This is a genomic window from Jejuibacter sp. L23, from assembly GCF_050815825.1.
Taxonomy (GTDB): domain Bacteria; phylum Pseudomonadota; class Gammaproteobacteria; order Enterobacterales; family Enterobacteriaceae; genus Jejubacter; species Jejubacter calystegiae.
Genome location: NZ_CP138199.1, coordinates 2254860 through 2267754, shown reverse-complemented (window position 1 = coordinate 2267754; position 12895 = coordinate 2254860). Strand labels below are relative to the sequence as shown.

The 12895-nt window shown below is 56.8% G+C and carries 10 protein-coding genes and 1 pseudogene; 3 read left to right on the top strand and 8 right to left on the bottom strand.

Annotated features, from left to right (window positions below; translation table 11 throughout):
- Window positions 1-312 precede the first annotated feature (312 nt).
- Entirely contained in the window at window positions 313-2691 is a 2379-nt protein-coding gene (gene ppsA / locus SCU88_RS10475) for a phosphoenolpyruvate synthase (protein WP_175342200.1), read from the bottom strand.
- A gap of 330 nt (window positions 2692-3021) precedes the next feature.
- Between ppsA and ppsR the strand changes: the two genes are divergently transcribed.
- The 3 genes from ppsR to SCU88_RS10460 all read left to right on the top strand — a co-directional run bounded on the left by ppsR (window position 3022) and on the right by SCU88_RS10460 (window position 6365).
- A complete protein-coding gene (gene ppsR, locus SCU88_RS10470; RefSeq protein WP_138097237.1) occupies window positions 3022-3855 on the top strand; it encodes a posphoenolpyruvate synthetase regulatory kinase/phosphorylase PpsR in 834 nt (277 codons plus the stop codon).
- A gap of 207 nt (window positions 3856-4062) precedes the next feature.
- Window positions 4063-5109: a 3-deoxy-7-phosphoheptulonate synthase gene (locus SCU88_RS10465; RefSeq protein ID WP_175342201.1), complete on the top strand. Its 1047-nt coding sequence runs from the start codon at window positions 4063-4065 to the stop codon at window positions 5107-5109.
- A 209-nt stretch (window positions 5110-5318) separates the two neighbouring features.
- A complete protein-coding gene (locus tag SCU88_RS10460) occupies window positions 5319-6365 on the top strand; it encodes a 3-deoxy-7-phosphoheptulonate synthase (RefSeq protein WP_138097235.1) in 1047 nt (348 codons plus the stop codon).
- A 33-nt stretch (window positions 6366-6398) separates the two neighbouring features.
- Here the strand turns inward: SCU88_RS10460 and SCU88_RS10455 are convergent, their stop codons facing one another.
- The 7 genes and pseudogenes from SCU88_RS10455 to SCU88_RS10425 all read right to left on the bottom strand — a co-directional run.
- The gene (locus SCU88_RS10455) at window positions 6399-7844 is read right to left on the bottom strand and encodes a protein adenylyltransferase SelO family protein (RefSeq protein WP_175342202.1); all 1446 of its coding nucleotides are present in this window, start codon (window positions 7842-7844) and stop codon (window positions 6399-6401) included.
- A gap of 81 nt (window positions 7845-7925) precedes the next feature.
- The gene (locus tag SCU88_RS10450; RefSeq protein WP_138097233.1) at window positions 7926-8390 is read right to left on the bottom strand and encodes a C40 family peptidase; all 465 of its coding nucleotides are present in this window, start codon (window positions 8388-8390) and stop codon (window positions 7926-7928) included.
- An 80-nt stretch (window positions 8391-8470) separates the two neighbouring features.
- Window positions 8471-9220, bottom strand: a complete 750-nt coding sequence (gene btuD, locus SCU88_RS10445; protein WP_175342203.1) for a vitamin B12 ABC transporter ATP-binding protein BtuD — start codon at window positions 9218-9220, stop codon at window positions 8471-8473.
- Window positions 9217-9768, bottom strand: coding sequence for a glutathione peroxidase (locus SCU88_RS10440; protein ID WP_175342204.1), 552 nt, complete (start codon window positions 9766-9768; stop codon window positions 9217-9219). Before SCU88_RS10440 ends, btuD begins: the two co-directional genes overlap by 4 nt.
- Before the next feature lie 17 nt (window positions 9769-9785).
- Window positions 9786-10766 (bottom strand): vitamin B12 ABC transporter permease BtuC, encoded by a 981-nt coding sequence (gene btuC, locus SCU88_RS10435; RefSeq protein ID WP_175342205.1) that lies wholly within the window; start codon window positions 10764-10766, stop codon window positions 9786-9788.
- Window positions 10767-11129: 363 nt separating this feature from the next.
- Entirely contained in the window at window positions 11130-11822 is a 693-nt protein-coding gene (locus SCU88_RS10430; protein WP_175342206.1) for a hypothetical protein, read from the bottom strand.
- A pseudogene (locus SCU88_RS10425) lies at window positions 11822-12895 on the bottom strand (RHS repeat domain-containing protein); the annotation flags it as partial. The pseudogene SCU88_RS10425 and the gene SCU88_RS10430, both read right to left, overlap by 1 nt.

The window sequence follows — 12895 nt, the reverse complement described above, 5'->3', positions numbered from 1 at the left end:
CGGACCACCTCGCCCTGTCACTCCTCCAGCCTTCAGTGAACGCACCGGCGTTTTTTAAGCTGGGACAAAAAACCACCGTCTCTGGCAGACTGTTGATGACAAGTTTAACATCGGAAACAGACAGCTGGTCGTGAGTAGTCCAGCCTGAAAATGGCCTTAAAGAGAACGAAACCTTCTCCTGCTCTACATATTCATCCAGAATAATAGACTAACCGTCGGTCACTTCTGTTTCACGACGATTCGCGATGAACCAAAAAAAACCCCGGCACAATCCACTATACCGGGGCTATCATTTCAGTGTAACCGCTTTTTTTAGTGCTTAAGCTCGGCCAGACTCAGCCAGGTCTGCACCACGGTATCGGGGTTCAGGGAGAGGCTGTCGATGCCCTCTTCCATCAGCCAGGCGGCGAAATCTTCATGATCCGATGGTCCCTGCCCGCAAATACCCACATATTTCCCCTGTTTCTTCGCCGCGCGAATCGCCATGGAGAGCAGCGCCTTCACCGCCTCGTTACGCTCATCGAACAGTTCGGAAACCACGCCGGAGTCGCGATCCAGCCCCAGCGCCAGCTGCGTCATATCGTTCGAGCCGATAGAGAAGCCGTCGAAGTGTTCCAGGAACTGCTCCGCCAGCAACGCGTTGGAAGGGATCTCGCACATCATGATCACCTTCAACCCATTCTCGCCGCGCTTCAGTCCCTGTCGCGCCAGCTCATCAACCACGGCCCGCGCCTGATCGACGGTACGCACGAAGGGCACCATAATTTCGACGTTGGTCAGCCCCATCTCGTTACGCACCCGCTTCACCGCTTCGCACTCCAGCGCGAAACAGTCACGGAAGCTGTCCGCCACGTAGCGGCCGGCGCCGCGGAAGCCAAGCATCGGGTTCTCTTCATCCGGCTCATAGCGTTCGCCGCCCACCAGGTTGGCATATTCGTTGGACTTAAAGTCCGACAGCCGCACAATCACGCGCTTCGGCCAGAAGGCGGCACCCAGAGTGGCAATGCCTTCAGTCAGACGACCGACGTAAAACTCAACCGGTGAGTCGTAGCCCTTCATCATTTCGCGGATCTCATTCTGCAGCGCTGGCTCCTGCTGGTCGAACTCCAACAGCGCCCGCGGATGCACGCCGATCATCCGGTTGATAATAAATTCCAGCCGCGCCAGTCCGACCCCTTCGTTAGGCAGGCAGGCGAAATCAAAGGCGCGATCCGGGTTGCCCACGTTCATCATCACCTTCAGCGGTAGATCCGGCATTGTTTCAACGCTGGAGCTCTTCACGCTGAAGTCCAGCAGTTCGGCATAAACGTAGCCGGTATCCCCTTCGGCGCAGGAGACCGTGACCTGCTGCCCGTCCTGCATGCGTTCAGTCGCATCACCGCAGCCCACCACTGCCGGGATCCCCAGCTCGCGGGCGATAATCGCCGCATGGCAGGTACGGCCACCTCGGTTGGTGACGATGGCCGCCGCTTTCTTCATGATCGGCTCCCAGTCCGGGTCGGTCATATCGGTGACCAGCACGTCTCCCGGCTGGATGCGGTTCATCTCACTGATATCCTGGATGACCTTGACGTTGCCTGCCCCAATACGGTGGCCGATAGCGCGCCCTTCGGCGATGATCTTGCCCTGGGAGTGCAGCGTGTAGCGCTCCATCACCTGGCCGCGTGAACGCACGGTTTCCGGGCGGGCCTGAACGATAAACAGCTTGCCGGTATGGCCATCTTTGGCCCATTCGATATCCATCGGCCGGCCATAGTGTTTTTCAATCTGTACCGCCTGTTTCGCCAGCTCTTCTACCTCTTCCTGAGTGATACAGAAACGGTCGCGATCCGCCGCCGGAACATCTTCAATACGTACCTGTTTGCCGTGCTCCTGGGTATCGGCATACACCATGCGAATCTTTTTCGATCCCATGGTCCGGCGCACGATGGCCGGTCGCCCGGCTTCCAGCGTCGGCTTATGCACGTAAAACTCATCCGGGTTCACTGCGCCCTGCACCACCATTTCACCCAGCCCCCAGGCGCCGGTAATAAAGACCACCTGATCGAAGCCGGATTCGGTATCGATGGAGAACATCACGCCAGAGGCGGCCAGGTCGGAACGCACCATGCGCTGAACCCCGGCGGACAGCGCCACGCCGCGGTGATCGTAGCCCTGGTGAACGCGGTAAGAGATAGCGCGATCGTTAAACAGCGAAGCAAATACGTGCTTCACCGCCACCAGCACGGCGTCGAAGCCCTGAACGTTAAGAAAGGTTTCCTGCTGACCGGCGAACGAAGCGTCCGGCATATCTTCTGCAGTGGCGGAGGAGCGTACCGCGAAAGAGGCCTGTGCATCATCGGCGGACAGTTGCTGGTAAGCCTCGCGAATCGCCTGCTCCAGCTCCGGCTGGAAAGGCGTGTCGATAATCCACTGACGAATCTGCGCACCGGCGCGCGCCAGCTCATCCACGTCGTCAATATTGGTTTTGTCCAGCAGCTCGTAAATACGCTGATTCACGCCGCGGCTGTCCAGAAACTGGTTAAAGGCTTGTGCGGTGGTGGCAAAACCGTTGGGTACGGAAACGCCCATACCGGAGAGATTAGTAATCATTTCGCCCAGGGAGGCGTTTTTTCCCCCAACCCGGTCGACATCATTCATACCGAGTTGGTTATACCAGAGCACCAGAGGTGACGAGCCATTATTGGACATCGAAACAATCCTTTTGTGGAATGGGAATAGAGACCAGAAACGTCTAACTCGGTTTTTAGCCTGGCATATTTGTCCTCCGGGGAAAAACGGTGAATCGTTCAAGCCACAAAAAAAGATGATTTTTTCGGATAGATACCTGATTAAGCTAAACCGTTGATTATCAATCCAATCATTATTTGCATCGGGCTTTTCTTAAAATTGACAGAAATGAATTCCGGTTTTCATAAAAAATAAAAACGGCATTTCAGTTTATTCCATTAAGACTATTTCACTCGCTATTGATTTGATTTAATTTATACTTCTGTCTCTTTTGATTTACAGGAAGCCGCCATGGACAACTACGCTGACCGCCACGTTTTCTATATTTCAGACGGCACCGCCATTACCGCAGAGGTACTGGGCCATGCGGTGATGTCGCAGTTCCCGGTCACCATCAACAGCATTGCGCTGCCTTTTGTTGAAACCGAAAGCCGGGCCCGGGCGGTGAAGGAACAGATCGATGCGCTCTGGCAGCAGACCGGCGTAAGACCACTGGTCTTCTATTCCATCGTGCTACCGGAAATTCGCGCCATCATTCTGGAATGCGAAGGCTTCTGTCAGGATATTGTCCAGGCACTGGTGGGGCCGTTACAGCAGGAACTTAAGCTCGATCCCACCCCCATTGCCCATCGAACCCACGGACTGAATCCCGGCAATATTACCCAGTATGACGCGCGCATTGCCGCCATTGATTACACTCTGGCCCACGACGACGGCGTCTCTATGCGCAATCTCGATCAGGCCCAGGTGATTCTGTTGGGGGTTTCACGCTGTGGAAAAACGCCCACCAGCCTCTATCTGGCGATGCAGTACGGCATTCGCGCCGCCAACTACCCCTTTATTGCCGACGATATGGACAACCTGCAACTTCCGGCGGCGCTGCGACCGCTGCAGCATAAGCTGTTCGGCCTGACCATTAATGCCGAGCGACTGGCGGCTATTCGGGAAGAGCGCCGTGAGAACAGCCGCTACGCTTCGATGCGTCAGTGCCGGATGGAAGTGGCGGAGGTGGAAGCGCTGTATCGCAAGCATCAAATCCACTATCTCAACAGCACCAATTACTCGGTTGAAGAGATCGCTACCCGAATCATGGATATTATGGGCCTCAGCCGCCGGATGTACTGAGCCCCCGGCCCCGAATTCCGGGGCATTATCCCCCTTCCCCTCTCGAACCATCAAACTAGTACACGGATGCAACATTCTGTGTTATGGTTGCGCACAACTGGCAGATAAACCTGATTGCACGCTTGAATTCAGCATCAATTGGTTTATCGTGATCGCCATCACTTCCCGGCAGTTCCGCCGCAGCGAAGCACCCAATTTGAGACACCAATGAATAAAACAGACGAGTTGCGCACCGCGCACATCGACCGCCTGGTGACGCCTGCCGAACTGGCGCAGCGCCACCCCCTGACACAGGAAACCGCAGCCCAGGTTACCGCGGCCCGGCAGCGTATCGCCCGTATCCTGAACGGCGAAGACCCGCGCCTGCTGGTCATTATCGGTCCCTGCTCCATTCACGATCCCGAAGCGGCTCTCGACTACGCCCGGCGTATTCAGGCCATGCGCGAACGTTACCAGTCGCGGCTGGAGATCGTGATGCGCACCTATTTTGAAAAACCGCGCACCGTGGTGGGCTGGAAGGGGCTGATTTCCGATCCCGATCTGAACGGCAGCTACCGCATTAATCACGGTATTGAGGTGGCGCGCCGCCTGCTGCTGGAGGTCAATGCCCTTGGGGTTCCCACCGCCACTGAATTTCTGGATATGGTGATCGGCCAGTTTATTGCCGACTTGATTAGCTGGGGTGCCATCGGCGCGCGTACCACCGAAAGCCAGGTGCATCGCGAAATGGCCTCTGCCCTTTCCTGCCCGGTCGGCTTCAAGAACGGTACCGACGGCAATACCCGCATTGCGGTGGACGCCATTCGCGCCTCCAGGGTCAGCCATATGTTTCTGTCGCCGGACAAAAATGGCCAGATGACCATCTACCAGACCAGCGGCAACCCCTGGGGTCATATCATTATGCGCGGCGGTAAAAGCCCCAATTATCACGCCGCTGATATCACCGCCGCCGCGGAGCGCCTGCGCGAATTCAGCCTGCCGGAACAGCTGGTGGTGGATTTCAGCCACGGCAACTGCCAGAAGCAGCACCGTCGCCAGCTGGAGGTCTGTGAGTCCGTTTGCGAGCAGATTCGTCATGGCTCACGCGCCATCGCCGGCGTAATGGCGGAAAGTTTCCTTGAAGAGGGAAGCCAAGCGATTGAACCCGGAAAAGCGCTGGTGCGCGGCCAGTCCATTACCGACCCCTGCCTGAACTGGGAACAGAGCGAACGGCTACTGGAGATGCTGGCCCGGGCGGTGGACAGCCGCTTCTGATCCCCCCTGCGCAGGCATTTGCCTGCGCATCATTCCTTCATCCTCCGCCGTAGCGCTCAACTTTCCCGCATTTCACAAAATTATCACAAATAACGCTTGCCGCTCCCGCAATCGCAGATGATAATAATTATCATTGTGTAATTGATTATCATTTGTCATGAAGATGAATAAAACGCCATTCACCTCCTTCCAGGATCCCGAGATATCCCATGAATAAGACTGATGAACTGCGCAGCGCGCGCATCGACAGACTCATCGCGCCTGCCGAGCTGGCCGCCCGTCATCCGGTTAGCCCCGCCGTTGCGCAGCACATTGATGCCGCGCGTCAGCGTATCGCCCGAATCCTGAACGGCGAAGATCCGCGCCTGCTGGTGATCATTGGCCCCTGCTCCATTCACGATCCCGAAGCGGCTCTCGACTATGCCCGACGGCTCCAGCCGCTACGCGAACGCTATCAGTCACGGCTGGAGATCGTAATGCGCACCTATTTCGAAAAGCCGCGCACCGTAGTGGGCTGGAAGGGGCTGATTTCCGACCCCGATCTGAACGGCAGTTGCCGTATTAATCACGGTATCGAAGTGGCACGCCGTCTGCTGCTGGAGGTCAATGCCCTTGGGGTTCCCACCGCCACCGAATTCCTGGATATGGTGATCGGCCAGTTTATTGCCGATCTGGTGAGCTGGGGCGCCATTGGCGCACGTACTACCGAAAGTCAGATTCACCGGGAAATGGCCTCCGCCCTCTCCTGCCCGGTAGGGTTTAAAAATGGTACCGACGGCAATACCCGTATTGCCGTGGACGCCATTCGCGCCTCCAGGGTCAGCCATATGTTTCTGTCGCCGGACAAAAATGGCCAGATGACCATCTACCAGACCAGCGGCAACCCCTGGGGTCATATCATTATGCGCGGCGGCAAAACGCCCAATTACCATCCCGGGGATATCGCTGCGGCCACAGAACAGCTGCGTAAATTCGGCCTGCCGGAACATCTGGTGGTGGATTTCAGCCATGCCAACTGCCAGAAGCAGCACCGCCGTCAACTGGAGGTCTGCGAATCAATCTGCGCCCAGATCCGCGACGGTTCGCGGGCGGTTGCGGGCGTAATGGCGGAAAGCTTCCTGGAAGAGGGAAACCAGACCATTAAACCCGGGAAACCGCTGGTGCACGGCCAGTCCATTACCGACCCCTGCCTGAGCTGGCAACAGAGCGAACAGCTGCTGGAGATGCTGGCCCGGGCGGTGGACAGCCGTTTCTGAGCTATAGCGCGGCCAGGCGACTGCGTCCCGGATTTAGCTGGAGCAGCTCACTTCCAGCCGCTTGCCCCAGTCCGGCGGACGCTGTACGTAGTCATCGTCCCGGTCATCAAAGGGGCGACTCAGGGCCGCCAGTAACCGTTCGAACTCGCGGGGATCGTCCTGCTCCGCCTGTTCGATGGCACGCTGCGCCAGCCAGTTACGCAGCACCAGCGCCGGATTAGCGGCGCGCATGGTCGTGCGCCGCGCTTCATCGCTGACTTCATCCTGCACCAGCCGCGCCCGGTAGCGGCTGAACCAGTCGTCAAACGCCTGTCTGTCGATAAACTCGTCGCGCAACGGAGACGTCGCCTGTTGCTGCTGAGTTTCGCTCAGCAGCCGGAAGGTGCGGGTATAGTCGCTGCCCTCTTTTTCCATCAGCGCCAGCAGCCCGGACAGCAGTTCGTTATCGCCCGCCAGTGGCGTCATCAACCCCAGCTTGTCGCGCATCAGGCGTCCGTACTCGCTCATCAGCGCTGCCTGATAGCCATCCAGCGCATCATTGAGCTGAGCCGCTGGCACCAGCGGCGACAGGGACTGCCCCAGTCGTTGCAGGTTCCACAACCCCACGGCGGGTTGATTATCGAAGGCGTAGCGCCCCTGCCAGTCCGAATGGTTACAGATAAAGCCGGGTTGATAGTCATCCAGAAAGCCGTATGGGCCGTAGTCGATAGTCAGCCCGATAAGCGACATATTGTCAGTATTCATCACCCCGTGGGCAAAGCCCACGCACTGCCAACGGGCGATCAGCCGCCCGGTGCGGGCCACCACATCCCGGAACATCAGCAGGTAGCGATCCGCCTCCTGAGCCAGCTGCGGCCAGTGGCGTTCAATAGCGTAATCCGCCAGTTGGCGCACCTTTTCCGGCTCGCGACGGTAGTAAAAATGTTCGAAATGACCAAAGCGCAGATGACTTTCGGCAATACGCATCAGCATGGCCCCGTGTTCGGGCTGTTCGCGCCAGACCGGAGTATCGCTGGTGACCACCGTCAGGGCGCGGGTGGTGGGGATACCAAGATGGTGCAGCGCCTCTGACGCCAGCGCCTCGCGAATGGTAGATCGCACCACCGCCCGGCCATCCCCCATACGCGAATAGGGCGTCAGCCCGGCCCCCTTCAGATGCCAGTCATAACGACGACCGTCCGCCAGCCGCTGTTCGCCCAGCAGAATGCCGCGCCCGTCGCCGAGCTGCCCGGCCCAGACGCCGAACTGATGGCCGCTATAGACCTGGGCCAGCGGCTGCATACCGGCCAGCAGTGATTCACCGCCCCACACGCCTGCATCGGGCCCGGTAAAGTATTGCGGATCCAGCGCCAGCTCCGCCGCCAGCGCCGGGTTATGCCAGAGCAGGCGAGCGTTATCCAGCGGTGTGGGGTTCAGGGCGCTGTAAAAGCCCGCCAGCTGGTCATGCCAGCTATTATCGAAATGGGGGTTATGAGTCATGGAGCCTCCTGCCGCCAGTGTAGTGGCAGAGAGGCGCTTTAACCACGGAGTTTACGCAGGGTTATTGGCGGGTTACCGGCTCTACAGGCGGCGGGCCTGCCAGAACTTCTTACGCCAGTAAACGTTATCAAGAGAGGAGCGGATCACGCCGCGACTGGTGGAGGCGTGGATAAACTGGTTGTCGGTATCGTAAATGCCCACGTGCAGCCCGTTATCGCCGCCGCCGGTTTTAAAGAACACCAGATCGCCGGGCAGTAGCTCTTCTTTATCGATACGGGTGCCGATTTCCGCCTGAGTGCGGGTTTCACGCGGCAGCTGCATTTCGAAGCGATCGCGGAAGGTCATTGCCACAAAGCCGGAACAGTCAACGCCGCTGCGACTCATTCCGCCATAGCGATAGGGCGTGCCGCGCCAGTTATTGAGCTGTTCATTAAGCTCAGCGATAACGGTGATGGAGTCCGACAGGCGGGGATTAGGCGGCGGCGCCTGATGATGCCCACAGCCCGCAAGGGTTAAGATTGCCACTAACAGTAACCACAGCCGCATTTTCAGGCAATTCCTCTGGCCTCGTTAATTTCGGCCTAATGTAGCCCTGAAAACCCAAGGCTGGCAAGTGGTTACCACTATCAATGACGGGTTAACAGGAGATTTGTGCCTTCAACCTCCAGGCAACGAAAGGGTAAACCGTAAACCGATTCCAGCCGCGAAGGGGTCAGCACGCTTTCCGGCGCCCCCGAAGCCGCCAGACGACCGTTGTGCAACAGCCATACCCGCCCGGCGTGGCGCAGGCTGTGATTAAGGTCGTGGCCGCTCATGACCACGGCCACGCCGCTGCGGCACAGTTTGTTCAGCAGCCTGTCCAGCGCCGCCTGCTGGGCAACGTCCAGGCTGTTCATCGGTTCATCAAGCAGCAGCAACTGCCCATGAGGGTTAGTGTTGGGGTCTATCTGCAACAGCACCGCTGCCAGCCGGGCGCGCTGCCATTCACCGCCGGAAAGCGCCGACACCGGGCGCGTCAGTTTATCGCTCAGCCACAGGGATTCGGCGACAGTCAGCATCGCCGCTTCTTCCTGCCCCGCTTTCTGATGGAGTTGCAGATAGTGCCATAGCGGCATGGCGAAAGGCGGCATCTGCTGCTGGCACAGTATTGCCCGCCGCGCCGCCAGCGCCGGTGCAGACCACGCGGCCAGCGGCTGCCCGGCGAAATCGATATTCCCCTGCCCCTGCTCCAGCCCGGCCATCAGCGCCAGCAGCGAACTTTTTCCGACGCCGTTGGGCCCCAGCAGATGCAGTAACTCCCCGGGCTGAACTTGCGCATTGATAGGGCCGACCCTTCCCGCCAGCGCAACGTCCTGCAGTTGCAGCAATGCGGTCATTCGCGGGTCAGCGCCTGTTGCAGGTCGTGAAGCAGTTGTGGATCTTCAGGCGAGGTATCCGGCGTATAGCGCTGAATCACCTGACCGTCGCGCCCCACCAGAAACTTTTCGAAGTTCCACAGAATATCGCCCTGCTGTTGCGCGCCGCGCCCTTTGTCTTCCATCTTACTGGTAAAGTCGCTGCCGTCCGGCGCCACGGCCTGGGGGGCGGCGGCAATCAGCTTTTGATAGAGCGCATGGCGCCCCGGGCCGTTGACCTCGATCTTGCTGAACAGCGGAAAGGTTACGCCATAATTGGTGCTACAGAAGGCTTTGATCTCATGTTCGTCGCCCGGCTCCTGCCCCAGGAACTGGTTACAGGGAAAGCCCAGCACGCTAAAGCCCTGCATCTGCCTGGTTTTATAGAGCGCTTCCAACTGCTGATACTGCGGCGTCAGCCCACACTTCGAGGCCACGTTGACGATCAGCAGCACATCGCCCTGCCAGCGCGTCAGAAGGGTCTTTTCGCCCTCAATCGTCGTCACTTCGGTATTCAGAATATCCTGCATAGCATCCTCGATATTGGTTATGATCTGGCCCTTAATAATAGCCACACAAACAGCGGCGCGCCCAGGGTAGAGGTTACCACTCCTATCGGCAGTTCGGCGGAGCTGAGCGCCTGGCGTGCCACGATATCCGCCAGCAGCAGCACGCCGCCCCCGGCCAGCGCGCTTCCCGGCAGCAGAACCCGGTGATCGGTCAGCCCGCACAGCCGCAGGATATGCGGCACCACCAGGCCAACAAAGCCGATAGCGCCAGCCAGCGCCACGCTGACTCCCACCAGCCAGCCGGTGGCGCTGACCAGCAGGTTACGCCACAGCCAGATGGGCAGCCCCAACTGACGGGCGGAGGCCTCGCCCAGCGCCAGCAGATTCAGCGGCGACGGGCGGATGCACAGCCAGACAAGCACCGGCAGCAGCGCCAGCATCAACCAGCCCTGCTCCCAGCCGACGCCGCCAAAGCCGCCCATCATCCAGTACATTAGTTGACGCAGGTCGACGCTGGTAGAAAAGTAGACCGCCCAGGTCATCAGGGCGCTACAGATAATGCCCAGCGCCACTCCGGCCAGCAGCAGGCGGCTGGTGGAAAGCCGACGACGGGCAAAACGCAACAGAATTAGGGTAATCAACAGCGCGCCGGCAATGGCGAGCAGCCCCAGACCCCAGCCAGGCAGCATACCGCCACCCAGCAATACGCCGCCAACCAGCGCCACCCCGGCGCCATTAGCGACGCCCAGTAATCCCGGCTCCGCCAGCGGATTCGCGAACAGCGCCTGCATCACCGTTCCACTCACCGCCAGCGCCGCCCCCACCAGCACCACGGCCAGAGTACGCGGCAGACGAATTTCGCCAACGAACAGCCGACCGGCATCGCTAAACCAGGCGCCTGGCCCGATCCACTGCTCCCCGGCACACAGACTCAGGGCCGCAGCGCACAGCAGCAGCAGCGCCAGCCCGCACAGCCAGCGGCGCTCGCGACGACGTTGTTGGACAATAAATGGCAGCATAGAACGGCTTATCCTGATGGCACAGGGGGTTGAGTTTACGGGGAGTTTGGTTGGGTGGGAAGGGATGAAGGAGATCCAGTACGTGACCAGCAAGAAGGCTTGTCCCTCCTTGCAATCATGCAGCATGACTCAATTTTTAGGCTATAGAGTGGTAAAGAGCCCTACGCTCGGATCGTAGTAGCGGAACAGGTCGTGGTTCAGTTCAGTCCAGTAAAGAAGTTTTTATTTCATTAATAAAAAACACCGAAATTAGTTCTAACATTCGCCTATCAGCCGGTACTCAACCGGTGTCAGTTTATTCAGGGATTTATGAGATCGCTCACTATTGTATTCCGTCAGCCCATGCCCTGTGATTACTAAGTTTCATTCCCCACGACGAGATTTCAAAAAACTCAATTGGTTATCGAATTTCAAAGGGTAAATGTGAGTACAATTTTTAATGATTTTATCAAACCCCTCGGAGTGACATTCCTTTATAAAACCATCTTTAACTATACTATTATTTTTAACAGTATTGACAGCTATGGCGAATCTATCTCCATCAATAGTCTCCCCCATAAAAAGCCTACAAACATCACATATAGAATTATCAAAATAATTCTCGATGATACTTTTAGGTGATGTATTGATATTACTGCATCCATTACGTAAAAGAATATTTACTGATGTTTTTTTATACATGGCATCACATAGTATAGACATGCTTTCCTCTTGTATTTTGTTTTCAATGCTAACATAATCAAAAAATAACTCACCATTAAAAAAAGGAGCTCCCTCTTTTATTTTAATATATTTCTTCAGCTCTGGGGTATTTATTTTACCAACCCCTCTTTTTATTTTTTTTATTTTCGATCTCACTAAAGTCGGATAAAAATCATCTTCTAAAAAAACAATATCCCTTATATTAAACGAATTGGAAAAGCAGGTTATTTCTTCAATAAACGTCCCCTGTTCCAAAGGAGAATACAACCAAACGAAAACCTCATCATCGGAATTGGATTTAACACCAATGATTTCCAACGTTTTTTTAGCATCTATGACTAATTTTTTTTCCATCAAAAGCACCTGTTTCCTTTGTATTTGTTAGTGTTTCTTACCTTTCCGCTTTCATATGAAAAGTGCTCACCTTTCTGCCCATGGTAATGAGGATATTCATGTGTATTATTATCTGTAAACACATGCCCCTGGTGATGGACCTTCACTCGCCCTATCTCAGTTCCATTTTGCATGATTCTTTCCTCATGTAGAACACCTGAGTTTTGCCTGGAAATTTCAGATTGGGAAATATCTTCTATTACCTGAACCTGATAAGCCTGAGATGTAGGAATACCAGCTCCGCGCATTGCTTCTCTTCGAGCGGCACGAGATGTTTCAAATGTCTTATCTCCCGACAACTGTATTCTACGAGTACTCAACCCCAACGGATCCACCCACCCCAGCGGATTCGGCGCATACTGGTACAGATTCAGCCCGCCGTTTAACCCTATCGGATCCTGAGTGGTAAAACGCCCCACGCCCGGGTCGTAGTAGCGGAACAGGTTGTAGTGCAGACCGGTTTCACTATCGGCGTACTGCCCGGCATAGCGCAGCGGCTGGTTGATGGTCGGTTTGCCCTGCCGCAGCGCCCAGCTTTCCGCCGTCTGGTGGCTGACTTCGCCAAAGCTGCCGTACTGGCCGCTCCAGCGCACGGCGCCATCGGCGTCGGTGACTTCCAGCGGCGCGCCGTTAAGATCGGCAGTAAACCAGTAGCATTCCCCGTCCTGTGCCTGAGCAGGGTGATCGACCCGCGCCAGCGGGCTCCAGGTCTCGTTCGGATCGTACAGATAAGTGGCGCATCGCTCCCCTTCCCGGCTTTGCAGCAGACGCCAGCCTTCCCACAGGAAACGGGTTTCCACCGTGCCGCGTTGAGTGGTGACCGTTTTCGCAATACGGCGCCCCAGGGCATCGTAGCGGTAACGGGCGGTGAATTTTCCTTCCGGCCCGGTGCCGCTGGCAGAAATCAGTCGGTTATCGGCATCGTAGCTATAGTGCTGCTGATGCAGACCGTGACGACGCTGAATCAGATTGCCACACGCGTCATAACGAAAGAACAGGTTTTGCCACTGGCCCAGCCGGTTATTGCTTACCGG